The organism is Jiella endophytica, from assembly GCF_004519335.1.
Taxonomy (GTDB): domain Bacteria; phylum Pseudomonadota; class Alphaproteobacteria; order Rhizobiales; family Rhizobiaceae; genus Jiella; species Jiella endophytica.
Genome location: NZ_SOZD01000008.1, coordinates 32,890 through 57,522 on the forward strand (window position 1 = coordinate 32,890; position 24,633 = coordinate 57,522).

The following is a 24,633-nucleotide window of genomic DNA, read 5'->3' on the forward strand; positions in this document are numbered from 1 at the left end:
CGGGTCTGGGGCTTCCACTCGGCAAGCGAAATCCAGCGAGCTTTTCGACCCTGAGGAGATCAACGATGCGCTCGATCCTTTCGACCACTGCCATCCTGACCGTGATGCTCTCCGGCGCGGCGCTCCAGCCGCAGGCCGCGCGGGCCGACGGCTACTACGCGCCGCGCGCCAGCGCTGCCGAGATCAACCACGTGATCAATGCCGGCTCCACCGGCCACTACGCCCCGCGCTATGGCGGCGGCTACGGCTCTTCCGGCGGCTACGGCCACCGCGCCGGATATGTCTCCCGCGGCTACGGCCATGCCGACTATGGGTACGGTCATGGCTACAGCGACCATGGCTACGGCGATCATGGCTACGGCTATGTCGACTACGGCTACGACCGTGACGACTACGGCTACGGCCGGGACCTCACCGACCTCGACGATTTCGGCACGGTGAACCGCGACGGCCGGCTGATCACCACCTACCGGACCTATTCGCCTTTCGCCCGGGTCATCCACTCTGCCGCTCCGGCGGACGAGATGGACGGCATGGCTTCCGAGATGGAACAGCCCGAGCCGCGCAGCGATGTCGGCCGGCCGATCCTCTTTGCGTCCGGCAGCGGCGATCTCAGCGAGACGGCGACGGCCGATCTCGACCGCATCGGCAACATCCTTCTCGCCTATGCCGAGACTGACGTCCGCATCCTGATCTCGGCCTATACCGACGCCACCGGCACCCGCGAGCAGAACGAGGCGATCTCGAAGAAGCGCATCGAGACGGTGAAGTCCTACCTCGCCGACAAGTTCGACATCCAGGTCGAGCGCTTTGTCGAAGCGCCGATCGGCGAAGCGACGGCGCCCGGGATCGACGATCCGCTGGCCGCGGAAAACCGCCAGGTGGTGATCTCGCTGCTCGGCCTTGATCTCGACAAGGCCGGCGACCGGGTCGCCGATCGCGACGCCGTCGAGGCGGAGCCGACCTGCAGTGTGCCGGCCTATCCCTATGCCGGCTACAGGGTCGAGGGACGCGTCGTCGCGGCGGGCTTCCAGGATCTCGACGATTTCGGCGGCGGCCGGCTGATCGAGGTCTGCAAGGTCGGGCACTGACCGATCGGAGCGGGCCGGCCAACGCCGGCCCGTTCGACACGCCAAGGCGAGCGGTTCGATTCCGACATCTGATCTGCAGCCCACATCGATCGGAGCTCGAATGTCGAATTCGCTGCACCAGGCCTCCGGCGACGGCCCAGCGACACCCGATGCTCCCGCAGCCGCGTGTTCATGTCTCAGTCACGCTACGTAAGATTGCATCATTCCGGCCTTCGAGACTTGCGGCGGCCCTCTCTTGCGAGCAACCGTCCCCATGGCTTCCAATCGAACGGCTTCATGATAGACTTATCACGGTCATAAAGGACGCAACGGCGATGTGCGGAGTTCTGAAAAGCGGATTTCTCCTGCGTCATCTCTTCGTCTACACTTTTTTCGCCCTGGTTTTTGCCGGAACTGCAGCAGGCGCTGCCGAGAGGGAAGTGTTGCGGCCGGGAGCGCCCGTCGTCGACACCGTCCGCGCCGAGGTGACCGCCGCGATCGCCGGCATCCTCACCTCCAACTGCATCGCGCCCGACGCGCCCCGCCCCTACGATCTCACCTATCTCGGCCTTCCCGCCGGCGACCCGCACGTGTCGGAGAGCCTGCGCTCGCGCATTAACGGCGCGATGCAGGACGCGATCCGGGGCTCGGGCCTGGCGATCAACGTCAACACCGCCGAGAACGCCCGCGTGCTTCTGCCGATCCTCGGCTCCGGCGGCGAGAGCGGCCGCCAGCTCGAGCAGATGGTCAACCGGCTATACGCCTCGACCTTCGCCGTCGCCGTCCAGGCATCGCGGCCGACGGTCGACGTCTCGCGCCTGACCATCTCGATCTTCGCGCGCTCCGGCTCCGGCTCCTACAGCTGCAACCGCACCGTCGGCGTCAATCTTCACCTGCCGTCCTTCACCGCGATCGGCGACTTCCGCGGCTCCAGCGTCGACCTCGTCGAGCTCTCCGGCGCCTACCAGTCGGTGCTCGCCGGCGTCGCGCCGAAGCTGTCGAGCGCCGCCAGCCTGTCGTTCCGGCCGGACATGCGGATCGACGGCAACTGCTCGCTGTCGCAGCGCGCCGCCGACACCTTCACCACCGCCTATTTCCAGATGCAGGAGGGCGAGCTCGCCGCCTGGCTCGACGGCAAGCCTCTGCCGGCGCTGATGACCGGGCAGAACACGCCCGAGGGCGGCACGAAAGACGGCGACGCGAAAGATGGCGGCATCGTCATGGAGGTCGCCTACCGCCTGCCGGAGCGCGACAGCCGCATCGTCGACCTGACGATCACCATCCGCCAGGCCGACACGGTGCTGGCGCGGCGCCGCGCCCTGGCCGTCGCCGACGACGGCATGCTCGACGGCTGCCGCCCGGCCGCCATCGTCGAAGCCGCGACGGAGCCGGCGGCTCCCGCAACCGCCTCCAAACCCGAAACGGCCCCCAAAAAGCCCGCGGACGCCGCCAAGGCCGACCAGCCGGCAGCTGCCACCCCGGTCGACCAGGCCGATCAGACCGTGCAGGCGGACGCGGCGACCAAGGACGCCACCGCCGCTGCCGACGACACCGGCCAGCCGCAGCGCCATCTCTTCATCATCGCCAACCACACCTACCGCTATGCCGAGGATGTGCGCTACGCCAGCAACGACGCGAGCGCCATCGAGAAGCTCTTCGTCGAACAGTTCGGCCTCGCCCCGGCGAACATCACCCGCTACGAGGATCTGACCAAGGCCGAGCTCGAATATCTGTTCGGCGACGCCGACAAGCCGGGCACCATCGCCAACCAGGTGAGCGGCCCGAATGCCGAGGTCTATGTCTATTTCGTCGGCCACGGCTCGCGCTCCTTCATGGGCGGCGGGTCGGACCGCACGCCCTATCTCCTCGGCGCCGACAGCCGGCCGGACCGGCTCGACCTGACCGGCTACGACCTCAACACCATGATCGGCCAGCTCGCCGCCATGCGCGAAAAGGCGTTCCCGAAGGGCCGGGTGGTGGTGATGCTGGAGAGCTGCTTTTCCGGCCGCTCCGACGCCGGCGATCTCGTCACCGGAATCAGCGCGCCGAATTCCGGCGCGGCCCCGGTGCTGAAGGCCGGCAAGGGCGTGACGCTGATTGCCGCGGCCCATTCCGATCAGGTCGCCGTCTGGGATTCCGACTACCGCCACGGCGTCTTCACCGATGCCCTCGTCTCGGCGCTCTACGGCGAGGCCGACGAGGCCCGCTTCGGCGGCAATGCCGACGGCCGCGTCACCGTGGCGGAACTCGAGAGCTTCCTCGATACACGGATGTCGCGCCGCATCAAGCAGCTGCGTCCGGAATTCCGCCAGACGCCGGAAATCGACGGCGCCGCGGCGGGCGACATCATCTTCACCCTGCCCGGCGACGGCATCGGCCGCGAGGAGGCAACCGAGCGCGAGCACTACGAACTGCTCACCGCGCGGGAAATCCTCGAATCCAAGGACCTCGGCGGCATCCAGCCCTATCTTCGCGGCTGCGTCTACTGCCCGCTGAAGGAGGAGCTCCGCGATCTCGTCCAGACCGAACGGCGGCGCGAGGCGATCTGCCGGGCCGAGGAGCGGCACGCCGCCGAACTCCTCAAGCGCGGCAGCGCACTCGAGATCGGCGCCTATCTGCAGGGCTGCGAATGCTGCGGCGACAAGAAGCCGCTGGAGGATCGCCTCGCCGCGCTGAAGCAACCGGATCCCGGCGCGCTGAAGGACGAGGCGCTCTGGGCCGCGGCGGAAAAGGACGGGACCCTCGACGCCTACTGGTACTATGTCCAGAACTGCGAGGACTGCACCAAGAAGCGCGACGGCGAGAAGAAGGTCGCCGGCATCTGCCAGCGTGCCCATGAGACGGTCGAGACGCAGTTTCCGGCCGACCGCTCCTATGACGGGCTGCTGCGCTACCTCGCCAGCTGCAACGACCTGCCGCCGGTCTGCGGCGCCTGCCGCCGGATGGGCGAGGCGATCAAGCTCGTCGCCGAGATCGAGAGCCGGCCGGACTTCGCCTCCCGGGACGACAACCCGATCACCATCCCGCATGCGCCGGAGCGGGCCGCCGCCGTCGAGAGCGAGGATCTGAAGTCCTACAAGACGGTGATGCTCTCCTCGAACTCCGCCGACTACGACGCCTTTCTCGAGCACTATCCGACCAGCGTCTACGTCCCCGAAATCAAGGAGCGGCTGACCAGCCTGCTCGCCCAGGAGGCCACCTGGGAGGAAGTCTCCAACCTCCACACGGTCGAGGCCTATCGCCGCTACGTGCTGCAATATCCGAGCGGCAAGCATCTGCGCGAGGCACGCGACCGGATCGAGATGCTGCAGGACGAGACCGACTGGCAGACCGTCCTGGTGGAGCGCTCCCGCGAGGCCCTCGTCGAATATCTGAGAAAGCGCCCCACCGGCCGCTATGCCGATCATGCCCGCCAGCTGGTGCGGGAATTCGACGAGAAGGGCTGAAACGACGCGAAAAGGCGTTGCGTGGGCCGCCATGCGAGGGGACGGGACGCAAGAATGCGGCCCGGCCCCTCGACCCGTTCAAAGACTTGACCCTTTCAAGGACGCGAGAGGCAATCAGCATGGGGCAGCCCGACACGCTCTTCACCTGGTCCGAAACCGCAAGAACGGAATTCGAGGCCCTCGTCGACGGCACCAACGCCTCGGAGCGCTTCCGCCTCGCACTGGCCCAGACGATCGCCAATGGCTGGGGCTCCAACCGCGACAAGCCGGTCTGGGCGCTGGCCGGCACGCTGGCACTCCTCGGCGAGACCGGCGCCGGGCTGTCCAGCGCGCTCGACTTTCTCTGGATGCCGGCGAATGACTGCTTCGCCCATCTCGGCGCCAGCCGGCATCCGGCCGTCTCTGCCAACGAGGGCGGATCCTATCACCTGAAACTGCCCGGCGGCGGTCTCCTGCTCGACCGCTTTCGCCACAAGCTGCTCCAGAAATATCTGGAATTCCTGATCTCCTGCAATGGCTTCGGCCATTCGGAAGAGGTCGCCGGCCTGCTCGATGCCTGCCTGAAGGCGGGGCTGACCGACAAGGCCGCCATCGACACGGCGGTCCGGTCCATCGCCAGGATCCTCTACCGCTATCGCACCGAGCATTTCGACGACGGCCACGCGACGTCGGCCTTCTCGATCCTGCGCGCCTATCTCGCCGGGGTCGGCGACACCATTACCGACGACACGGTCTTCGAATTCTGGTCGGCCGAGGCGAACGCCCATTTCAAGACCTATCAGGCGAGCTTCTTCGCCCTGAAGGACTATGTCGACGCGCTGGCCGATGCGCGCTCGCGCGCCGCCATGCGGCGGGCCGGCGAGATCGACGCGCCGGGCATTTCGGCCGAGCTGGCAGTCGATTTCGTCGACCCCTTCGACACCGAGGAGGACGATCTCGGCGACGTCGCGGAGGAGGCGGAGCAGGCCGCCGCGGCGTATCAGGGCGGCGAGAGCGCCGCTGCGGCGGCCCTGAAGGCGATCGCCGAGAGCGACGTCAAGCTGATCAAGAAGCGCGAGGAGATGCTGGCCGCGCCGATCGTCTCGGCCGGCGGCTTCGGCTGCAGCCTGCCGGTCGCAACGCTGCGGCTGCTTGCCTTTCACCCGATCCAGTCTGCGCTTTCCAATTCTCTGAGGACAGGCAAGGCCACCCTCTCGCTCGAAGAGCGCGTCACCTGCGTCGAAGCCCGGCGCTACGGCGTGCTGATGGGCGAGATCGGTGAGCTCGAAACCGCGATGACGGAATGGCTGAAGATCGCCTTTGCCGTCCGCACCGAAGAAGCGACCGGCAATGCCCGGGCCGATGCCATCAGAGCCGAGGGCGTCGCGCTCCTCAAGACACGGCGCAGCCAGTCTCTGGCAAGGCCGCGAGAGGAGCTCGGCATCGCCTTTTCCGCCGTCGAGCGGCCGCTGATGGCGCTGGCAAGGGCGCTCGCCGAATACCGCACGGCCGTTCGCGGCCGGGCGCGGCGCAACGAGGACCTCGACATCGGCTTCGAAGCCGACCGGTCGCGTTTCGCCGAGCAGCTTCGCCGGCTCTATGCCGGCTGACATTCGCGACGCCTCGACGGGGCGATCCGCAGCACCGACGAGTGAACCGTAGCGATCAAAGAACAAGGTCCGAAGAGGGGCCGAACCGAAAAGGGATAAGACCGTGACCATCCGCCTCGACCAGATCACCACCCCGGAGCTTCTCGCAGAAGCCGAGCGGCGCTTTGCCGATCGCCGCGCGGCGCGTGACCTGGCGGGCGACGGCCTCGAGCCGGCCGAACGCACCGGCCGCGTCGACATCGCCAGCTTTCTCGCCGGCCGGACCGCCGATGCCGGCGCCGGACCGGTGCCGATCGGCCTCCTCAGGCTACGCCGCCGCTATCTCCAGAGCCGCAGCCTCGCCTTCTCGACGGTCGCCCGGGCGGCGAGCACCGAGACCGACGTCGCACGCACCATCGGCGGCTTCCGGATGGAGCTCGTCGACGAGGGCGACGCCTTCTTCGTCGTCGTCTCGGCCGACGCCGAAGGCAAGCTCCCCCGTCACCTTACCTTGATCCATGAAGAAATGAGATTGTCACTCGACATTCCGTTGGGTAATCCTATTGGCGGTGTGCTTCAGATCGGGCTCGATCCGTCATCGGACGGCGATCGCAGAGTGATAGATCTCCTGAAGGATCCGAAGACGGAAATCTACTTGTCGTAACCCGGTCGAAATTACCGCAACTTCCGCAAGGCCAAAGCGGCCCGATCATGAAGTTTGCGAGGAAGGTATCGAGAACAATCGGATGCAAGCGCTTGAAACCGTGCGTCAGTTCACGCACAGTCCGGCTTCCGACCCTGTTCTCGATGCGGCGCGTCTCGCGGCGAGCGTCAACGCGCGAAGGCGTATGCGTGTCATCATCCCGACTACCGCGAAACCGGTCGAACTGCGCGCCATCAAGCGGCGGCCGCGGGTGCCGGCGAGCTACATGGCGACGGCCGGCGACTTCCGTCCGCTGGCGCTGTCTTCCGACTACCACCGCTTCGTCAACGGGCCGCTCCGCCTCGTCGTCGCGGATCTGCCGTCGGTCGAACTCAGCCTCTCGGACGCGCTCGACTGCGGCAGGTCCTGGGAACTGCCGGTGCTCATCGCCCATCTGCTCGAATCCGCCGGAAGGCTCACCGAGGCCGAACCGATGCTGGTCTGGGCGACCGGCATGGTCGATGCCGATCTCAATCCGCAGAGCGCCGACTACCACATCCCGCTGAAGCTCGAGCTTTCCCGGCCGATCTTCGCCGAGGCGGAAACGCTGGGCCAGCGGGCCGTCATGGTCGTCCCGCCGCCGCAGAGCGTTGCCGAGCGCGAGACGATCGAGGCCTTCTGCGAGGAGTTCGGCGTCGAATTGACGATCGCCGCCAGCGCGGCGGAGGTTCTCGACGCGTTCGACCTCGCGATCGACACCGGTGAGAGCGGATCCGAGCCAGCCGGCGCCGAGGTCCTGCCGCTCGCAGCGCCGATGCCACTCGCCGGCCTCTCCGCCGCCGGCGGCGCAGCGGCCCTTCCCGAAGGGCGCAGGCCCGGCCGGCCGGTCCTTGCGGTCGCCGGCCTTGCCGCAATTCTCGCCGCGGCGGCCGCCGGCTACGCCGTTTTGTCGTCTGAGCGTTCCACTCCCTCTCCCGAGACGGGGCGGCAGCCCGAACGGGCCCTGATCGCCGCGAGCGACAACCTCGCGGTGGACGGGCTCTACGCGGAGACGAGAGCGGCATGTCAGGAGAAGATCTACACCGGTGGCCAGTTTGCCATCGAACCGGCGCTGCGGCAGGCGGGCGGCTATGCCCTGAAGGCCCGCGAGGGGCTGTGCGGCCTGAGGCTGCGCAACCTGTCGGACCAGGCGCAGAAGCTGTTCGTCGACGCGAGGCTGACCAGCCTGGCGATCCCCGGCGGAGCCTCGGTCCTGACCGGCGGCGAACTGTCGTCGGGGGAATCCACCCTGCTCTACTTCACCCGGCCGCCCGATCCCATGCAGGCGGACGCGGTGATGCGCGACCCGACCGGGCTCGAAAGCCGCGTCAGCATCGCAATCGACTAGCAAGCCGCCTGGCGGCGTTCCGTCACGAGGGAGGAATGGCATGACCCGAATGCTTCGCTCCGACGGACGCTCCACCGTCCTTTTCGCCCGGCCGCGCGGTCTTCTCGCGCTGGCCGCAGGCCTTGCCGCCTGTGTCGCCGCCGGCCTCGCCTCGCCGGTTCCGGCACTCGCCCAGGCCGACATCAACGCCATCCTCGGCGGCGAGCAGCCCGCCGCCGGTGCCGATGCCGGAACGCCCGGCATCCGGCCGCAGCCCTTCCCCGGCACGCCCCAGGCGGCGCCGCAGCCGGCGCCTCAACCGGTGCCGCAGGATCAGGCCGCCCCTGCCGCCGCGCCAGACCGCGGCAGCGAGGAACGCTGGGTCACCAGCGACCACCCGGTGGAAAACCTCGCGGTCATCTCGGTGCACCCGCTTCCCGGCGAGAAGTGCCAGGACGTCCTCTTCGACATCCGCCCGTCGACCCGCGTGCGCCACAGCCCGAATGTCGGCGGCACGGTGGATTTCGATCTTGGCCAGCTGTGCCTCCTCGGGCTTCGCAACGAATCCGACAAGCGCACGGTCGTCGTCCGGGTCGGCGAGGAGCTGAAGACCGTCGCGATCGTCTCGGACAGCCGGCTGAATTCCGGCATCGCCCTCGGCCCCGGCCGGGAAATCATGACGCCGATCCGGCCGCTCGACGTGAAGGCGCTGACCATCGGCGTCGAGGCGGTCTGGGACGACCAGATCGATGCCGCCAATCCGACCGTCGAGAGCTTCGGCCTCAGACTCGTCAACAGAACTCCCGGAAGCTGAGGAGCCTCGTCATGGCGCGCCCCGCCTTTCATTCCGCCCCCAATGCCGCCCCCACTGCCGCGCTTGCAAGACGCCGGCTTGCCGCACTTCTCGCCGCGGCGATGCTCGGTGCCGCCGCCCTCCCCTCGGCGGCAGGCGCCGTCGACTTCAAGCTGCCGGCCGAGGACTACGGCAAGGACGTCCTGCCGCTGCACCAGTCGCTCGGCGACGCCGCCCGCGACGTCGTCGACCGGCAGAACGTCTTCGAGCCGATCGGCCTGTTGCGCGAGGACGATCCGATGCGGCGCCTGGCGCGGGCCATCGGCCGGCTCGACCTGAAAGTCGAGGAGAACGGCCAGCAGTTCCTGTCGACCTGCACGGCGACGATCGTCGAGGGCAATCTCGTCCTCACCAACTACCACTGCATTCCCGGCTTTTCCGGCAAGGTGCTCGAGGCCTCGATCCTCCTCGACTATTATGGCCCGGACAGCCAGACGACGCGGATTCCCGTCGAGACGACGCCGGTCGAGAAGGACCCCAATCTCGACTATTCGCTGTCGCGGCTCGCCGGCCCGGCGCCCGCCGGCCTCCTGCCGATCCCCTTCGCCCGCGAACGCTCGCGCCCGCTCGAACGCCTGACCATCGTCCATCATCCCGCCGGCCAGCCGAAGATGATGACGCAGTTCCGCTGCTATGCGGCCGAGAAGCAGGCGGACGGGCCGAAGCTGCGCCATCGCTGCGATACGCTGCCGGGCTCATCGGGCGCGCTGATCTTCAACTCCGAGAGGCAGGTGGTCGGCATCCACCACACCGGCGGGCTCAACGAGAACGACCCGAACAGCTTCAACGAGGGCTCGAACGTCACCGACGTGATCGCCGAGAGCGCCTTCCTGCACCTCGCACCGCCAACGAGCGGATCGGCGCCCGTCGCCGCGGCCGCCACGCCGACGCCACCGGATGCTCCGACCGCCGCCGCCGCGACCCAGCCGGCGCCCAACGCCCAACCGACCAACGCCCAGCCGACCAGCGCCCGCCAGCCGGCCGCTGCCGCCAGTTCGAACGAGGCGATCGGGCAAGGCGATCCGGCCAGACCCTACAACGACCTCATCGGCCAGTGAGGCCGAGCGAAACGCTCTGGGGTTTCCACTCCCCTCGGGACAACCGATCAACCGCATCAGAAGGCTGAAGGAAATGGCGAAGATGACGGGTTCGACAGTCGGAACGAACGGCGCCGGAAGCGGCGCAAGGCCTGCCCGCCGGCACGGCCGCACCCGGCTGGCGCGGCTGCTCCTGGCAGCGCTCATGGCCTCGGCGGCGCCGGCGCTCGTCGGTGCCGGCAGTCCGGCCATGGCGCAGCAGACCAAGGGCGCGATGAGCGAACGGGCCGAGCGGATCATCCGGACGCTGAAACCGGCCGCCCGCAGCCGCTATTCCGACGCGGCCTACGCCAACCGCATCATCGAGATGGAGATCCCGCTGCCGGACCGCGGCGTGAAGAAGGTGATCCTCAACTACAACCACTCCGTCGATCTCGCCGTCTACTACAATTTCGACAGCTTCGACATCACGCCGGAGACGGCCGAGGTGCTCGACGATCTCGGCTATGCGCTGGAAGCGAGCGAGCTCGAAGGCGGCCAGTATCTCGTCGCCGGCCACACCGACTCGACCGGCAAGGAGGGCTACAATCAGTGGCTTTCCGAAAGCCGCGCGCTGTCGGCCAAGCGCTACCTCGTCAAGAACTTCCGCATCGATCCCGACCGGCTGATCGTCGTCGGCTTCGGCGAGACGCGGCTTGCCGATCGCAAGCGGCCGCGCGACGGCATCAACCGGCGGGTCGAGATCACCCTGATCGAGGACGGCTATTCCGGCCCGACCTCCGAGCGCTTCGAGGCGCCCCGCCCGACCTATCGCAAGGGCGCGGCGCCGAGCGCCGAGGACCTCGGCCTTGCCGCCTACGACGCCGGGCCGGGACCTGCCGCGGTCGATTGCGAAGGCACCGAGGGCATCGCCGATCCGCGTCCCGCCGACACCGGCCTCGACGATTTCGGCAATCGCCCGACGCCGGTCCCCTGCGGCGACATCCGCCGCAGCCAGCCCGAGCCCGTGGCGGTCGAAGCGCCCGAACCGGACCCCGATCCGGCGCCGAAGGCCGACGCCACGACTCCGGTCGCCCGCCCGCCGGCCAGTCCGGCGGACAATCAGAACTCCGCGATCGCGAACTGAGGGAGGGCACGCCACGCAAGACCTTTCGCCTTTCAGGACCGGCCGCAACGCCGTGCCATCAGTTCAACAGTCCAGTGAACCCTTCAGTAATCGGAGATCCCCCATGAAGATGCTTGCCAAGACCGCTGCTGCCGCGATGTTCGGCATCTGCGCCCTGACCGGAGCGGCCAGCGCCGCCACCATCAACCTCCTCGTCATGCAGGAGGACTGGGACCAGGAGAGCCTGGTTCGCAACAACCGCATCCAGAACGCGGTGCTTTCGACGATCAACCAGACGCTCAACGCCCCGGCCTATCAGTCGCGGCTGCGCCAGTACGGCATCGAAGGCATGGACGTCTATGACGAGACCGCGCTGACGCTGAACTTTTATCAGCAGGACCGCCAGCGCCGCACCGACGAGGAGCTGATCTCGGTGGTGCGTTCGATCGACAACCCGCAGATGGACATCGTCGTCCCCTACACGATCTACGCCCGTGCGGTGACCGAGCCCTACAGCGGCATCGTCAAGCTGCAGATGTCGCTGAACTACCGCGCCATCGACGTGCGCAGCGGCCGCTTCGTCGGCTCGGACAATCTCGACCTCGACACCAAGGGCGTGTCCTTCTCCGGCTGCGCCGCCGGGCTGAACGGCACCCCGGCCGATCCGCACTGCATCAAGGAGTTCGTCTCGCTCAACGGCGAGAAGCTCGCCCGCAATGCCGGCAACAAGCTGGCGATCCAGCTGGCCGCGCTGCTCGGCCGTCAGTATGGCGGCGGCGGTGCCGGCAAGGCAGGCCTCATCGACGACGCGCCGGTCAACGACGCGATCGAGACCGATGTCGCGACGCTTCCCCATGGCGGTGTCGGCGGCGGCGTCTGCGACAACATCCCGACCACCTTCTCGGTGACCTTCCGGGGCTTCGAGCAGCGCCAGATGAACGCCGTCGAAGAGTACATGGCCTACTGGAAGTGCGCTCTCGACCTCGACGTCAGCTCGTCCGACTTCTCCGAGATCACCTTCTCCTACAAGACCCGCTCCGACCAGCAGCGCATCCTGCGCAACATCCGGCTGATGCTGGAGCTGATGGGCGTCGTCGCCGAACCGCAGACCCAGGGCTCGAACGAGATCGTCGTCGAAGCTCTCGGCATCCGCGAGAACTGACATGACTGCGGCGCCCGTCCCGACCGGACGGGCGCCGCATCATCCCCTCGAGCATGAGACGCAATGGCCGGCATGCCTGCCAGGCCCGCAACCGCAGCGGACGGATATCGCCGCCCGACCCGACCATCCCCCTTTCGCCCGTCGAAATATCCTGGAGCTTCCGAGAGATGCGTAGGATTGATCGCAGTGCCCAGAGTTCCCGCCGGCTGCCCGCCCACGCCCTGAAGGGCGCCGGCCTCCTCACCGGATCGCTCGCAGCCGGGCTTCTTGCCGGCGCGGCCTTCGCCCAGCAGACACCCGCCCCCGCGGGCCAGCTGCTGAAGCCGACGATCGGTTCGCCACTGGCGGACCAGGCGCCCCGCCTGATCAATCCGACCCGCGTCCTCGTCACCCTCAAGGCCGGCGAAAACCGCGAGAGCCTGAAGACCGAGGCGTCACGCCGCCAGCGCGAATCCTCCGACGGCCGGATGGACGCCGTCGTCGCCGCGATCGAAGCGGCGAGTGCCAGCGGCGGCCAGAGCCTCGTCGTCGAGCTGCCCGCGGCGAGCAACGAGCAGAGCGGCCGCCCCGCCGCTCCCGCCGTCCCCGCCGATCCGAACGACTTTGCCGCCAACCTCGCTCCGGACGCCGCCCATCTCGTCGAGGAACTGCGCCAGATGCCGCAGGTCGAGGCCGTCGAGCCGGACCTCTTCCTCTTCGCCAATCAGGGCTCCTCCGCGGCCGACAGCATCAATGCCATTCTCGGCGCCGGTCCTGCGCCGAACGCCGGGCGGCTTCCCGCGCCGGTCGCCCGCGGCAACGCGCCAGGCATCGGCAGCGCGCCGCAGCCTTTGCCGGGGCAAAGGCCGCTCGCCAACGCCGTGCCGCAGCTGTCGGACGATCCGTTCGCCGTCTTCCAGTGGCAACTTCTGGATCATGCCGAGACCTTCTCGGCCACCGCCCTGCCGGGTGGCACCGGCTTTCAGACCTGGCGGGACGCCCATCGCCAGCTCACCGGTCCGGCCCCGATCGTCGCGATCGTCGATACCGGCCTCGTCGCCGCCCACGAGGATCTCGACACCGAGCGGGTGCTGCCAGGCTACGATTTCATCTCGCTCGACCTCGTCGCCAATGACGGCGGCGGGCGTGATGCCGACGCCACCGATACCGGCGACGGCGCGCCTGCCGACCATTGCTTCAAGGGATCGCCGGCGACAGAGAGCAGCTGGCACGGCTCGCATGTCGCCGGCATCGCCGGCGCGACCCGAAGCGACAACCGCATCGGCATCGGCTATCCGGGCGTTCCCGTCCGCATCGTTCCGGTGCGTGCCCTCGGTCGCTGCGGCGGCACCACCTCCGACATCATCGACGCGATGCGCTGGGCTGCCGGGCTGGCGGTCACCGGCGTTCCGGCGAACCCCAATCCGGCCAAGGTGATCAACATGTCGCTCGGCGGCCCCTCCGCCTGCCCGGTCGCCTATCAGGCGGCAGTGGACGAGGTGCTGGCCGCCGGCACGATCATCGTCGTCGCTGCCGGCAACAGCGCCGAGGATGCCCGTCAGACGACGCCCGCCAGCTGCACCGGCGTCATCACCGTCGGAGCATCGGACGCGCGCGGCGTGATGACGCCTTATTCGAATTTCGGTCCCCGCATCGACATTCTCGCCCCCGGCGGCGACGTCACCCGGGACGACGACGGCAACATGGTGCCCGACGGCATCGTCTCGATGGTCTCCGGCGGTTATGCGCCCTACCAGGGCACCTCCATGGCCTCGCCGCTGGTCGCCGCCGCGGTGGCGGCGCTGGCTTCGGAACGGCCGGCGATCACCGCCGCCGAAGCCCGCCAGGCGCTCGTCTCGACCGCCCTTCCCCGCTCCAGCACCGAATGCCCGAAAGGCTGCGGGGCCGGGCTTCTTCAGCTTTCGCCGCCGGCCGACGCGCCGGCGACCTCCGTCGCCCGCTCTTCCCGATGACGCCGGCCGCAATGCCTGGCGAATGAGCCCTTTCGCCCCCTTGAGTCAAAGTTACGAGGTACCTCATGCCTAGGATCATCAGCATCGTCGCGGCCGTCGTCGGAGCGCTGACCCTCGCCGCCCCGGCGCTCGCCCAGTCCTGCGACACCTATCGCGTCGAGGCCCGGCTGCTCAACATGCGGGCCGAGCCGAACGTCTTCGGCACGATCCTCGACGTGTTGCGCTACAACGAACTCGTCTGCGTTTCGAGCAACCAGCCGGCGGGCGGGCAGGACTGGGGCCTGGTGGTGTCGAAGAGCCGGCCGGACGGCAGCGCCACCCAGAAGGTCGAGGGCTGGACGTCGCTGCGCTACCTCGCCAAAGTCGAGGCGCCTGCCGGCGGCCCCGCCCCGGTGGCCGGCGACGGCCAACCCGGCGACGCGCAGCCGGGCGACGATACGGCGGCAGCGCCGCCCTCGACGGGCGACGCCCCGGCGGGCGGCGAGGATCCGGTGACGCTCAACTTCAGCGACCCGGTGCCCTTCGGTCCCTTCCCGGTGCGCGGCCGCAGCATCGAACAGCTCGCCAACAGCCTGCCCCTGTTCTCGCCGATCGAGGGCCTGCCGGAAACCCGCTGGAAGAAGCAGTGCACCTCCTGCCACCAGTGGAACAAGGACAGGCTCTGCGACCAGGGCAAGTCCTACATGGCGAACCCCGCGAGCATCATCCGCATCCAGCATCCCTATGGCGGGCCCTACAAGAAGGCGCTCTCCACCTGGGCGGCCAGCGGCTGCCAATAGAGCCCGACGAACGCGCCGCTTCGCTGGCGGCCCCTTTCAGACAAGGCGAAAAAGGAGCGTCCCATGCTCATCAGACAGATGATGCCGGCAGCAGGCGTGATCGCGGCGATGCTGTGCCTCGCCGGCGAGGCCGGAGCCTGCGAGTTCTACGAGGCGATCGACAGCCGGACCGAACTCTTCGACAAGCCCGACGCCGGCGCAGGGCTCGCCGTCGCCATCCTCCCCGAGGCGACGCAGGCCTGCGTCATGGAGGAACATTCGGATGGCGCCGGCAACACCTGGCACCGGCTCGAATTCTATACCGTCGCCAACGTAAAATATAACGTCGACGGCTGGGTGAAGGCGCCGTCCGGCGCACCGCCCGCCCCGGACGGCACCAGCGTCGCCGCGGTCACCGCCGCGACGCCGGAATCGGCGCGGGGCGAGGCCTCAGCCCCGGAGCCGAGCGCGAAGGCGGCGTTCTTCTCCCACGGCTGGAGCCTCGACAAGGCCCGCTCGCGGCTGAACTTCGTCACCATCAAGAAGGGCACCGTCGTCGAGACCCACCAGTTCGGCGATCTCACTGGCTCGGTGACCCCTGGCGGCGAAGCGGAGGTGAAGATCCGGCTGGAATCGGTCTCGACCGGCATCGACATCCGCGACGTCAGGATGCGCTTCCTGCTCTTCGACGTGGAGCAGTTCCCGGAAGCGACGATCACCGCCAAGTTCGATCCGGCCCAGATCGACTCGCTCTTCGACAATGCGCAGATCAGCTACGAACTGCCGGTGACCCTGTCGATCCACGGCGTCAGCAAGGAGCTGATGGTCCCGGTCGTCATCTCGAAGCTCGGCGACGGGCTGGTGGCGGTGAGTTCGGCCAAGCCGGTCACCGTCTCGACCGCCGACTTCAACATGCAGGACGGGCTGCAGAAGCTCAGCGAGGCCGCCGGCGACATCCCGATCACGCCCTCCTCGCCGGTGACCTTCGAGCTCGCCTTCGTGCCGGCCAGCTGACCGGCGAGGCGGCGCAAGCGCGTGGCCGGCTCTCGCCCGGCATCTCGGGCGGACCCGCCGGGCGAGGCTTCAAACTTTCGGCGCCGGCGAAGTGTTGACTTCGGCGGCGCCACTTCGCATCTGCAGGACATGCGCGTTGCCGAAGCCGATATCCTCATCATTCCCGGCTACAAGGGATCACCGGACGATCACTGGCAGAGCCGTTGGGAGCGCAAGCTCTCGACCGCCCGCCGGGTCCATCAGCTGGAATGGTCGAAGCCCGTCGTCGACGACTGGACCGACGCGGTTGCAGATGCAGTGAACGGCTGCGAAAGGCCGGTCGTCCTCGTCGCCCATTCGCTCGGCGTCGCCGCGGCGATCCAGGCGCTGCCGAAGATCAACCGGCCGATCGCCGGCGGCTTCTTCGTCGCACCGCCGGACGTTGCGGACGAGGCGATCCGGCCGAAGCATCTGCGCACCTTCGGCCCCTATCCGCGCGATCCGCTGCCTTTTCCGAGCCTCGTCGTCGCCAGCCGCAACGACATGTTCTCGTCCTTCGACGCCGCCGAGGACATCGCCGGCGCCTGGGGATCGCTGTTCGTCGACGCTGGCGACGTCGGCCACGTCAATGCCGAGAGCGGCCATGGTCCCTGGCCGGAGGGTCTGTTGACCTTCGGCCGCTTCATGAGCCAGCTGCCGCGGCCGGGCGACTGAGTGCCTGCCCTTGCTGCCGGTTTTGCCGGCAGCCGGCGGTCAGTCGTTGCGGAGCTGGGTCTCGGCCTCGGCGAGGAACTCGCCCATATGGCGGTGGATCTGGTGGTCCGACTGGTCGACGCCAGCGCCGTCGAAATCGGCCCTCAGCTTCTGGAAGATGCCGTCGTCGCCAGGTGTCTGGAAGGCGACGTTGATGACGTCCTGCGCATAGCGCGTCGCGTCCTCGCCGCTGAGGCCCAGCTTTTCCGCCGCCCACAGCCCGAGCAGCTTGTTGCGCCGCGCCTCGATGCGGAACCGCAGCTCCTGATCGTGGACGTAGCGCGACTCGAAATCCTGGGCGCGATCGTTGAAGGACATGCCGTGTTTCCTCAGCTGTGGGCCCGTGCCGGGCGGGTCGTTCCTGACATAAGGAAAGATCGGCGCTTTTTGAAGCCGATTCCTCCCTTCCGTCACAGCGATCCGGGCGCAGGCTGGCGATCCGTCAGCCGCGGCTGAGTTCGGCCCGGATCTGGCGCAGTTCGAGCCGCAGTTCCTGGACCTCCCGGGTGAGATCGCGGGCAAGATCGCCGAGCGCCTCGGCGTGCTGGACGGCCGTGTGGCCGCTCTCCCGCGCCCGCTCGGCAGATCGCCGGTCGAGGTCGCGCATGGTCAGCGACAGCCCCTCGACCGACGCCGCCAGATGACGCACCGAAACGCCGTCGACCAGCGCCGCGTCGAGGCGCGCGGGTTCCGATGTCTCGCCGGTCCTCTCGCCGCTCTTCAGCCCCAGCTTGAGAACGACGGTGGACACGGCGACGCCGAAGCCGCCGCCGATCCACAGCACCCATTCGGGAAGCGTGCTTGCGTCAAACATCGTCGCGGCAGCCCTTCTCCTCGCCGATCCAATAGAGGCAGAAGAGCGCAAGGATGGTGATCGCGCCGTTGCCGGCAGCGCCCGGGCTCGGCAGGCCGCTCCTCGCCGCTCCGATCGTGTAAGCGGCAGTGATCAGGGCATAGACGATCGACCCGGCAAAGCAGCAGGTCGCCCGCACCGTCGAGGTGAGGTTCTGCAGCACGCCGTTGACCACCAGCCCGGCCGCCCAGGTGAGCCCGAGCGCCAGCGCCAGCGCTCCGGTCGGGACCTCGCCGAGCACCGCGTCGAACGCCGCATAGCCCGGCGCGGAAAACGTCGCGCCGGGCAGGAGCAGGGTCAGGCCGAAGAGCGCCAGATTGAGGGCGCAGAACCATTCCGACGCCCGCTTGCGCGCCTTCTTCCGCACATGGACGAGGATCATCACCGCTCGTCCGCCGCGGCGTTTTTCGGCGCCAGATAGACGACGGCAAAGCCGAGCAGCGCGTTGAAGACGCCGAGCCCCAGCCAGGCGTACCAGGGCATCTCGACACCGTCGGGCACGGTGGCGAAGACGGTGGTGCCGGTGGCGGCGATGGTCGCGCCGGTGGCCGCGATGGCCTTGGCGATCTTGGCGATATCCATGAGAGGTCCTTTCCGGTGATCGGGGGATGGGATCGGCGACGGACGCTTGCGCTCGCCCGCTTATCGGCTTTCCTGCGGCCTCAGAGCCGCGCTGCCTGGACATGCATGAAGTCGTAGTTCCGCGCCCGGCCGAGGGAGAGCCAGCCTTCGGCCTCGAAGGCCTGCCAGAACGGCAGGGCGTCGGAGTGGGACAGCCGGGCCTGCGGCACGCCCCATTTCAGCTGGTTGCGCTCGGGATCGAAATCGATCGCAATGCCCCAGGCATGCATCGACCAGGCCGAGCCGCCGCGCATCCGGCGAACGTTCAGCGAGCCGCCGAAGAGATCGATGCCGAGCGCCGCACGGTCGGCCGCAGAATAGGTCTGGGCGGCGCGCTGCAGCACCCGGGTCGCGGACGCAGCCACCTTCTCGTGCAGCGTCATCGTCTTCACCCGCGTCGTCTTCGACCAGGCGAGCACCATGTCGAAGGGCACCTCGATCCGCGTCTGGCGGGTGCCGACTGCGCCGTAGAATGCCGGAACGCCGCTCTGCCGCGGCCAGGTGTTGCCGACGAGGGCAATTTTCTGCACCTCCGCCTCGGGCACCTCGCGATGCTCGACGGCGGCCGCGGTCTTAGGATCGACCCGGCTCGACGACTGCCTGAGGGCCGAGACGACGGCCTCGTCGGCCATGCCGTCGACGGGCAACGCCTTCGCCGCCTCGAATGCGCGGATCGCCGCCGTGGTGATCGGGCCGACGACGCCGTCGATCGGCCCGCAGGCAAATCCGTGCGCCGTCAGCCGGCTCTGCAGCCAGGCTTCGAATGTCATGGTTCGCTCCTTCGATGGGGATCGTGAAAACGAAAAAGCCCGGCACGCTGGAAGCGCACCGGGCGATCATGTCGTGGAGAGGCTCAGGCCCGGAGTGTCGGCCAGCAGGCCACGCCCGCGTTCAGGCTCGAATGCCTCGCCTGAAGCCTATGGAGATCGGAACTGGCAGGAGAAGATTTGTCAGCGTCGACATCGGTGGCAGCCGACACCCTGTCGGCCGCGCCTAAAACGGGGCGGCAGACCCGATGTTCCTGATTTGTACTACAGGTTGCGTGACGTATCAAGAGCGTTTCGTCAGCGACCCTTCGCAAAACGCCCCATCGCGGCAGCGATCTCGGAACCGACCCGGACGCTCAGCCTGCGGGACATGGCATCCACGACCGCCCGCGGCCTTGACGCTCGCCTGCCGCCCTCAGCATAAGGATCCGCCTCGCCGCAGCGACGGCCCGGGACAGGAGGAAGCAGCGCATGGCCGGCATCGTCATCTTCGATCTCGACGGCACGCTGGTCGACACCGCGCCGGATCTCGCCGCCGCTCTCAATCATTGCCTCGGCGTCGACGGTCACGAGGCGGATGCGCTGGCCGTCGTTCGTCCCCATGCCGGCCACGGCGCCCGCGCCATGCTCACCGCCGCCTATGAGCGCCGCGGGCGGGTCCTGACCGAGCCGGAGATGGAAGCCGCGCTGGAACGCTTTCTCGACCACTATGCGGCGCATATCGCCGATCGGTCGCGTCCCTATCCGAACGTCGTTTCGGCGATGGACGGCCTTGCCGGTGCCGGCTACCGGCTCGCCGTCTGCACCAACAAGCGCGAGGGCCTGGCAACGCTGCTCCTCGAGACGCTCGGTCTTGCCGACCGCTTCGCGGCGATCTGCGGCGCCGACACCGTGGCCTTCCGCAAGCCGCACCCTGCCCATATCGAAGCGACGATCGAGCGAGCCGGCGCGGCGAGGGAGCGGGCATTGATGATCGGCGATTCCGCCGCCGACATCGAATCGGCCTTCGCCGCGAAGGTCCCCTCGGTGCTCGTCGATTTCGGCTATGCGCCCGACGCCGCGGCCCGCGGCAGAGCCTCGGCCAAGATCACCGACTATGCCGAACTGACGCCGGCCTTCGTCGCCCGGTTGATCTCCGGCGGGGCCGGCGACCTGCCATAGGCGATCCACCGCCTCTCGCCGTGACCGCGGCCCAATGGAATGCGCTGCCGTGACGATCGGCTATTGACGGAAGCTGCCGACGAGCCCTATAGGCAGCCCTTGCGTCGCCAGCGGCGCCGAGCGCGTATCCAGAAAAGTGTGAGGCGGATGTCCGCCGGAAACGTGCGGGACGAAAGACGGCATCGCCCCCGAAGGCGGATGCGGGCGCGTAGCTCAGCGGGAGAGCACTTCGTTCACACCGAAGGGGTCACAGGTTCGATCCCTGTCGCGCCCACCATTTCATCCAGCCACAGCCAACAATCTGCCAAGTGCCCGCCGGCTTCGAGTGAGCCGACACCGCGGAACCGCGCGGTCTCGTCCCTTGTCCTGTGCGTCGTGCCTGCCGGTCCCTGCCGTTGCGAGACCGCATGACCGCGCTGGACGCATGCCTGTGGACCGTCGTGTCGAAGGCTCGGCGCAAACGACGAAGGCCCGGCGATGGCCGGGCCCTCCAGATGTCGGGAACAGACCAAGGATCGAGATGATCCTCACGGTCCGAACGGATCGAGCGGGATGAGGATCCCGCGCCGCTGCCCTTAGCGGAAGAGCGACAGCAACGATTCCGAAGAGGCATTGGCGATCGACAGCGCCTGGACGCCGAGCTGCTGCTGGGTCTGCAGCGCCTTGAGCCGGGTGGACTCCTCGGTCATGTCGGCATCGACCAGCGTTCCGACGCCCGTGTCGATCGTGTCCATCAGCTTGGAGACGAACTCCGTCTGCATCTCGACGCGGTTCTGGATGGCACCGAGGCTGGATGCCGCGCTGGTGACCTGCGAAAGCGCCTCGTCGACGACCTTGATGTAGTTCTTGATGTCGGTGGTGGTGACCGAGCTGATGTCGATGTCCATGACGGAGATCGCCCCGGCCGAGGCCGCCGACGTCGCGGTCGCCGTTGTGTTGAGGCCGAGGCTGGCTGCGGTGATGCTGGAAGTGCCCGAGGCGGCCGCGTCGCCCAGCGAGAAGGTGTCCGTCGAGGAGAACACGACGTTGTCGGAACCGTCGATCGAGACGTCGATACCGGTGATGTCGGCATCCTTCAGCGCCTGGGTGAGGACCGCCGCGAGGTCGGCGTTCGACCGGATCGTGGTGTCGGTCAGGCCGGCATCGAGCAGCGTCTGGTCGGTGATCTCGACGGTCTTCGCCGCAGCGCCGCCCTGCTTGACCGAGAAGCTCACGAGGTCGTCGGTGTTGGCGAAGGAAACCGCCGTCGTCTCGACCGTTGCCGCCACGCCAGAGGTGTTGGTGTAGGTGTTGAGGTCGATGGTCTTGTCGAGAATGCCCGACTGCGCGCCGCCGGCGTCGATGTCGCCGAAGAGGCGGATATTGGTGATGTCGACGGAAATCGAACCGACGGTCAGCGAGCCCGAAGTGTCACGAGCGATCGTGGAAACGATTTCCTTGGCGAAGGCCGTGGAAGAGCCGGTCGACAGCCAGTTCTGTCCGGAGAACGAGGCCGAGTCGGCGATCGTCTTCAGCTGGCCCTGGAGGGCCGTGATCTCGGACTGGATCTTCGACTTGTCGACGCCGTCCGACGTCGCTGTGGTCAGCTTCGCCTTGATCGAATCGAGCATGTCCTTGGCCGAGTCGAGGCCGGTATAGGCGGCGTCGACGGTGGCGGCACCGATGCCGAGCGAATCGGCGACGGCGGACAGAGCGCTGTTGTCCGACCGCATGGTGGTGGCGATCGACCAATAAGCGGCGTTGTCCTTGGCTTCCGAAACCCGGTAGCCGGTCGAGATGCGGCCCTGGGTGGTGTCGAGCGAGTCGTTGATCGACTGAAGGCTCTGGAGAGCCGTCATGGCGGAGGTGTTGGTAACGATGCTGGTCATCAGTCTGCGTCCCATACGCAAGCACAAGATTGGGACATTCCGGGCTGGCCGGTAACGCGATACGGCGTCATGCCTGCGCCCGGCAGTGGTGTCGGGGGACGCATCGCGATGGGGAGTTGATGCCGCGCCAGCTCGTTAGAAAAACCTAACGGCGACGAACGATAGGCCGCCCCGTGGTTGAAAAGAGAATTTAGCCCTAATGATCGGTAAACGCGGTCGAGTGCGCAATCCGCGGTCCTGCATCCGGCGAGAGGTCTCGCCACGGCCCGGCAAGCCCCTGTCATCGCTGACATTCTTCGTTCCGGATCGATGTTGGCAGATGCGAGCCTCTGAGCCGCTTCCGCCTTGCCGCTACCAGTGAACGGCCGAAGACAACGCCGATCCGGCACCGTCGACCAGCGACCCGACCTCGCCGGAAACGAACCGCGCGCCCGTCGCGATGGGCCGGGTGATCCGTGCCGCAAGGTCGGGATCATCGGGCTCGGCTTGCGCGGCGAACGATGAGTGAGTGCCGCTCGCCGCTCCTCGGCCCGAGCCGGTCTTCGGCATTTCGTCATCGGCCAGCAGCGGATCGCGGGATTCGCAGCCGCGCAAGCAGGTGTCGAACAGGATGACGCCTGCGGGGATCGTCTGATCCTTGCCGCTGCGCGATTTCGGCGGCGTCGCTTCCGCCAGCTGCCGCCCGGCCGGCTCCGACGAGGTCTTCGGCGCCGACGTCGCATCGGCCAGGGTTTGGCTTGGCGGCGCATCCGCCCCGGCGGGCTCTGCAGCGGGCGACTGATCAATCCCGGGCATTGGCCCGATCGTGGCGGTCGGCAAAGGCGCCTCGACAGCGGGAGCGGGCCCATCCTCCTTGCCGAAGATCAGCGTCGTCAGCCCTGCCCCGCCGCCCAGCGCATGCAGCGCCACCATCACCGAACCGGAAAGCAGCGCCTGCGAAGCGAAGCGGCGCGACAGCCGCAGCACGAAACCGATCATCCGCTTCTCCGTCGATTCCGACGATCGCCCCGTTCCGCTTTCAGCAGCGGGGCGCCATCGATTCAGCGTCGCGCGGAATCTCCGATCCCATCCCGGCATAAATCGGACCGTTGGATGACGTTTTGTTGCGAGCGGCTGCCGGCCGAGGTGACGCGCAGCGGCGTGCGAGGGGAGAAAAGATCCCGCAGCGTCTGCCGGCTGGGTTGCTGGCAGTCCATCGCAACCTGAAACGACAGGCCAATCGTCCGGGTGTAATTGCGCCCACAAGGACGCAGGTTACGTCCCACGGTCACTGATAGCGACAGGTCCAGCCGTGGCTCTGGCCACGCAAAAAGGGACCGCCCATGTCACTCGGGCGATCCCCCAAAGCTTTGCTCATTCATCGCAAGCGCGCGGTCGCGCGCGAGACAAGCCTTCAGCTAGGTCAGTTGCTGGTCTGCCCCGGAACGAGGCCGCCTGCCGGCGCCGTGGTGTCCGAACCGTTGCCCATGTCGCCGCTCTTGGCAGTCGAGGAACCGGCCGAATCCGAGTTGGTCGCCTCGTTGCTGTTCATGGTTCCACCACTCGTCGACATGGTGGAGCCGGTCGAGTTGGTCGTGGCCGCGTCGTCGCACTGGGCCGCGGTCGGATTCGCGGCGCAGTCGGTCGCCGAGCCGGAAGTCGTCGGCGCTTCTTCGTTGGAGCGCGAGGAATCCATCTGGGCGGAAGTCTCCGCGGCAGTGCCCGTCCCGGTCTGGGCGAAGGCAGGCGCAGCGAAAAGGGTGGCGGCCGCAGCCGCGACGAGGAGTTTCATGACATCGTCCTTGAGATATTTCCGATGCCTGTAAAATGCTCACTCGGCTGTTCAGTTGCGGTGCCGAAACATCTTTGTTTTCAGCCACCTACCAACTCCGATGATCAATCGGGCGTGATCGTCCTTGACGACGCGCAATCTCCGGCCAGGCCTCGCAGGCGGAAACTCAGGCGCATCGCGCCAGCCCCCGCACGCGCAAATCGGCAGAACGCGCGATCATACAGACGACCGCCGGCGCTCGGTGCCCTGTCGGGAGGCAACGGGACAAAGGATCTGTCGGGATTGGAAGACTGGATGGCCGGTCGATGCGATTTGACGCCGTCGGACGGGTGTCCCGGGCCGGTCGGCAACGACACGGCGATGCGCGGGATAGCGTTGGACATCGGTCCGATGCCCCTTGCCGGGGCACGCCCCGGGCAAGCGATCATGCAAAGGGTATCGATTGTCGTGCGGGCCACTGCCCGCAACCGCCCCGAAAACCCGCCAGCGACAGGTCGCGATCACGGTATCCTGAAACTTCGGGAAAGCGGCCGCGGGTCCAGCCTGCGTCTGCAGGCCGGACCCGAAAACGGTCTTACTTGTTGACGGCGTCCTTCAGGCCCTTGCCGGGCGCGAATTTCGGCACGTTGCGAGCCGGAATGTCCACCTCGGCGCCGGTCGAGGGATTGCGTCCCTTCGAGGCAGCACGGTGCGAGACCGAGAAGGTCCCGAAGCCCACCAGGCGGACATCGTCGCCCTTGGACATCGCGGACTCGATCGCGTCGAAAACGGCATCGACCGCAGAGCCGGCCTGCTGCTTCGAAAGCTCCGCCTGTTCGGCAACGGCCGAGACGAGATCATTTTTATTCATAGGCATCCTCCTTGTCGGGCGTCTGAGCCCATCTGA

Annotated in this window: 23 protein-coding genes and 1 tRNA gene; 15 read left to right on the forward strand and 9 right to left on the reverse strand. The window is 67.7% G+C overall.

From position 1 onward, the window contains the following. Positions 1 to 65: 65 nt before the first annotated feature. The 13 genes from E3C22_RS20905 (at position 66) to E3C22_RS20965 (ending at position 16,667) form a co-directional block, all read left to right on the forward strand. A complete protein-coding gene (locus E3C22_RS20905; protein WP_134763829.1) occupies positions 66 to 1,091 on the forward strand; it encodes an OmpA family protein in 1,026 nt (341 codons plus the stop codon). Positions 1,092 to 1,405: 314 nt separating this feature from the next. After that, positions 1,406 to 4,516, forward strand: a complete 3,111-nt coding sequence (locus E3C22_RS20910; RefSeq protein WP_167591850.1) for a caspase family protein — start codon at positions 1,406 to 1,408, stop codon at positions 4,514 to 4,516. A 119-nt stretch (positions 4,517 to 4,635) separates the two neighbouring features. Then, positions 4,636 to 6,105 (forward strand): hypothetical protein, encoded by a 1,470-nt coding sequence (locus tag E3C22_RS20915; RefSeq protein WP_134763831.1) that lies wholly within the window; start codon positions 4,636 to 4,638, stop codon positions 6,103 to 6,105. A gap of 103 nt (positions 6,106 to 6,208) precedes the next feature. Continuing rightward, entirely contained in the window at positions 6,209 to 6,748 is a 540-nt protein-coding gene (locus tag E3C22_RS20920) for a hypothetical protein (protein WP_134763832.1), read from the forward strand. 184 nt (positions 6,749 to 6,932) lie between these two features. Continuing rightward, complete coding sequence (locus E3C22_RS20925; RefSeq protein ID WP_134763833.1) at positions 6,933 to 8,114, forward strand: hypothetical protein; 1,182 nt, start codon at positions 6,933 to 6,935, stop codon at positions 8,112 to 8,114. 40 nt (positions 8,115 to 8,154) lie between these two features. Beyond that, the gene (locus tag E3C22_RS20930) at positions 8,155 to 8,907 is read left to right on the forward strand and encodes a hypothetical protein (RefSeq protein ID WP_134763834.1); all 753 of its coding nucleotides are present in this window, start codon (positions 8,155 to 8,157) and stop codon (positions 8,905 to 8,907) included. An 11-nt stretch (positions 8,908 to 8,918) separates the two neighbouring features. Further along, the gene (locus E3C22_RS20935) at positions 8,919 to 10,004 is read left to right on the forward strand and encodes a trypsin-like serine peptidase (protein WP_134763835.1); all 1,086 of its coding nucleotides are present in this window, start codon (positions 8,919 to 8,921) and stop codon (positions 10,002 to 10,004) included. A gap of 82 nt (positions 10,005 to 10,086) precedes the next feature. Next, entirely contained in the window at positions 10,087 to 11,109 is a 1,023-nt protein-coding gene (locus tag E3C22_RS20940) for an OmpA family protein (RefSeq protein WP_167591851.1), read from the forward strand. 103 nt (positions 11,110 to 11,212) lie between these two features. Beyond that, positions 11,213 to 12,250 (forward strand): hypothetical protein, encoded by a 1,038-nt coding sequence (locus E3C22_RS20945; protein WP_134763837.1) that lies wholly within the window; start codon positions 11,213 to 11,215, stop codon positions 12,248 to 12,250. Between the two features lie 167 nt (positions 12,251 to 12,417). Next, positions 12,418 to 14,202, forward strand: a complete 1,785-nt coding sequence (locus E3C22_RS20950; protein ID WP_134763838.1) for a S8 family peptidase — start codon at positions 12,418 to 12,420, stop codon at positions 14,200 to 14,202. Between the two features lie 65 nt (positions 14,203 to 14,267). After that, positions 14,268 to 14,981, forward strand: coding sequence for a hypothetical protein (locus E3C22_RS20955; protein ID WP_134763839.1), 714 nt, complete (start codon positions 14,268 to 14,270; stop codon positions 14,979 to 14,981). Between the two features lie 63 nt (positions 14,982 to 15,044). Further along, a complete protein-coding gene (locus E3C22_RS20960) occupies positions 15,045 to 15,974 on the forward strand; it encodes a YceI family protein (protein WP_134763840.1) in 930 nt (309 codons plus the stop codon). Between the two features lie 129 nt (positions 15,975 to 16,103). Further along, positions 16,104 to 16,667, forward strand: coding sequence for an RBBP9/YdeN family alpha/beta hydrolase (locus E3C22_RS20965; protein ID WP_134763841.1), 564 nt, complete (start codon positions 16,104 to 16,106; stop codon positions 16,665 to 16,667). A 39-nt stretch (positions 16,668 to 16,706) separates the two neighbouring features. Here the strand turns inward: E3C22_RS20965 and E3C22_RS20970 are convergent, their stop codons facing one another. The 5 genes from E3C22_RS20970 to E3C22_RS20990 all read right to left on the reverse strand — a co-directional run bounded on the left by E3C22_RS20970 (position 16,707) and on the right by E3C22_RS20990 (position 18,950). Next, a complete protein-coding gene (locus E3C22_RS20970; protein ID WP_134763842.1) occupies positions 16,707 to 17,024 on the reverse strand; it encodes a DUF1476 domain-containing protein in 318 nt (105 codons plus the stop codon). Positions 17,025 to 17,148: 124 nt separating this feature from the next. Next, positions 17,149 to 17,520, reverse strand: a complete 372-nt coding sequence (locus tag E3C22_RS20975; RefSeq protein ID WP_134763843.1) for a hypothetical protein — start codon at positions 17,518 to 17,520, stop codon at positions 17,149 to 17,151. Further along, entirely contained in the window at positions 17,513 to 17,941 is a 429-nt protein-coding gene (locus tag E3C22_RS20980) for a hypothetical protein (protein ID WP_134763844.1), read from the reverse strand. The genes E3C22_RS20975 and E3C22_RS20980 overlap by 8 nt, the downstream gene beginning before the upstream one ends. Then, the gene (locus E3C22_RS20985) at positions 17,941 to 18,141 is read right to left on the reverse strand and encodes a hypothetical protein (protein ID WP_134763845.1); all 201 of its coding nucleotides are present in this window, start codon (positions 18,139 to 18,141) and stop codon (positions 17,941 to 17,943) included. The genes E3C22_RS20980 and E3C22_RS20985 overlap by 1 nt, the downstream gene beginning before the upstream one ends. Positions 18,142 to 18,221: 80 nt before the next feature. Next, a complete protein-coding gene (locus E3C22_RS20990; RefSeq protein ID WP_134763846.1) occupies positions 18,222 to 18,950 on the reverse strand; it encodes a peptidoglycan-binding protein in 729 nt (242 codons plus the stop codon). Between the two features lie 468 nt (positions 18,951 to 19,418). Here E3C22_RS20990 and E3C22_RS20995 point away from each other — a divergent pair, with 468 nt between their 5' ends. Both E3C22_RS20995 and E3C22_RS21000 read left to right on the forward strand, forming a co-directional pair. Then, positions 19,419 to 20,108 (forward strand): HAD-IA family hydrolase, encoded by a 690-nt coding sequence (locus E3C22_RS20995; protein ID WP_134763847.1) that lies wholly within the window; start codon positions 19,419 to 19,421, stop codon positions 20,106 to 20,108. A 202-nt stretch (positions 20,109 to 20,310) separates the two neighbouring features. Further along, positions 20,311 to 20,385 (forward strand) — tRNA-Val (locus E3C22_RS21000). 298 nt (positions 20,386 to 20,683) lie between these two features. Here the strand turns inward: E3C22_RS21000 and E3C22_RS21005 are convergent. The 4 genes from E3C22_RS21005 to E3C22_RS21020 form a co-directional block, all read right to left on the reverse strand. Further along, positions 20,684 to 21,976 (reverse strand): flagellin N-terminal helical domain-containing protein, encoded by a 1,293-nt coding sequence (locus E3C22_RS21005; protein ID WP_134763848.1) that lies wholly within the window; start codon positions 21,974 to 21,976, stop codon positions 20,684 to 20,686. A 351-nt stretch (positions 21,977 to 22,327) separates the two neighbouring features. Continuing rightward, a complete protein-coding gene (locus E3C22_RS21010) occupies positions 22,328 to 22,942 on the reverse strand; it encodes a hypothetical protein (protein WP_134763849.1) in 615 nt (204 codons plus the stop codon). A gap of 436 nt (positions 22,943 to 23,378) precedes the next feature. Then, positions 23,379 to 23,747 carry a hypothetical protein gene (locus E3C22_RS21015; protein ID WP_134763850.1) on the reverse strand — a complete coding sequence of 123 codons (369 nt, stop codon included), beginning with the start codon at positions 23,745 to 23,747 and terminating at the stop codon, positions 23,379 to 23,381. Positions 23,748 to 24,321: 574 nt separating this feature from the next. After that, positions 24,322 to 24,597, reverse strand: coding sequence for an HU family DNA-binding protein (locus E3C22_RS21020; RefSeq protein WP_134763851.1), 276 nt, complete (start codon positions 24,595 to 24,597; stop codon positions 24,322 to 24,324). Between the last annotated feature and the right edge of the window lie 36 nt (positions 24,598 to 24,633).

Excerpts from the sequence above, each read along its gene's own strand:
- E3C22_RS21020 (WP_134763851.1), bottom strand. The coding sequence starts at position 24,597 with ATGAATAAAAATGATCTCGTCTCGGCCGTTGCCGAACAGGCGGAGCTT.
- E3C22_RS20905 (WP_134763829.1), top strand. The coding sequence starts at position 66 with ATGCGCTCGATCCTTTCGACCACTGCCATCCTGACCGTGATGCTCTCC.
- E3C22_RS20930 (WP_134763834.1), top strand. The coding sequence starts at position 8,155 with ATGACCCGAATGCTTCGCTCCGACGGACGCTCCACCGTCCTTTTCGCC.
- E3C22_RS20985 (WP_134763845.1), bottom strand. The coding sequence starts at position 18,141 with ATGGATATCGCCAAGATCGCCAAGGCCATCGCGGCCACCGGCGCGACC.
- E3C22_RS20990 (WP_134763846.1), bottom strand. The coding sequence starts at position 18,950 with ATGACATTCGAAGCCTGGCTGCAGAGCCGGCTGACGGCGCACGGATTT.
- E3C22_RS20965 (WP_134763841.1), top strand. The coding sequence starts at position 16,104 with ATGCGCGTTGCCGAAGCCGATATCCTCATCATTCCCGGCTACAAGGGA.
- E3C22_RS20980 (WP_134763844.1), bottom strand. The coding sequence starts at position 17,941 with ATGATCCTCGTCCATGTGCGGAAGAAGGCGCGCAAGCGGGCGTCGGAA.
- E3C22_RS20995 (WP_134763847.1), top strand. The coding sequence starts at position 19,419 with ATGGCCGGCATCGTCATCTTCGATCTCGACGGCACGCTGGTCGACACC.
- E3C22_RS20975 (WP_134763843.1), bottom strand. The coding sequence starts at position 17,520 with ATGTTTGACGCAAGCACGCTTCCCGAATGGGTGCTGTGGATCGGCGGC.
- E3C22_RS21005 (WP_134763848.1), bottom strand. The coding sequence starts at position 21,976 with ATGACCAGCATCGTTACCAACACCTCCGCCATGACGGCTCTCCAGAGC.
- E3C22_RS20915 (WP_134763831.1), top strand. The coding sequence starts at position 4,636 with ATGGGGCAGCCCGACACGCTCTTCACCTGGTCCGAAACCGCAAGAACG.
- E3C22_RS20970 (WP_134763842.1), bottom strand. The coding sequence starts at position 17,024 with ATGTCCTTCAACGATCGCGCCCAGGATTTCGAGTCGCGCTACGTCCAC.
- E3C22_RS20925 (WP_134763833.1), top strand. The coding sequence starts at position 6,933 with ATGCGTGTCATCATCCCGACTACCGCGAAACCGGTCGAACTGCGCGCC.
- E3C22_RS21015 (WP_134763850.1), bottom strand. The coding sequence starts at position 23,747 with ATGAAACTCCTCGTCGCGGCTGCGGCCGCCACCCTTTTCGCTGCGCCT.
- E3C22_RS20935 (WP_134763835.1), top strand. The coding sequence starts at position 8,919 with ATGGCGCGCCCCGCCTTTCATTCCGCCCCCAATGCCGCCCCCACTGCC.
- E3C22_RS20910 (WP_167591850.1), top strand. The coding sequence starts at position 1,406 with ATGTGCGGAGTTCTGAAAAGCGGATTTCTCCTGCGTCATCTCTTCGTC.
- E3C22_RS20940 (WP_167591851.1), top strand. The coding sequence starts at position 10,087 with ATGACGGGTTCGACAGTCGGAACGAACGGCGCCGGAAGCGGCGCAAGG.
- E3C22_RS20960 (WP_134763840.1), top strand. The coding sequence starts at position 15,045 with ATGCTCATCAGACAGATGATGCCGGCAGCAGGCGTGATCGCGGCGATG.
- E3C22_RS20955 (WP_134763839.1), top strand. The coding sequence starts at position 14,268 with ATGCCTAGGATCATCAGCATCGTCGCGGCCGTCGTCGGAGCGCTGACC.
- E3C22_RS20945 (WP_134763837.1), top strand. The coding sequence starts at position 11,213 with ATGAAGATGCTTGCCAAGACCGCTGCTGCCGCGATGTTCGGCATCTGC.
- E3C22_RS20950 (WP_134763838.1), top strand. The coding sequence starts at position 12,418 with ATGCGTAGGATTGATCGCAGTGCCCAGAGTTCCCGCCGGCTGCCCGCC.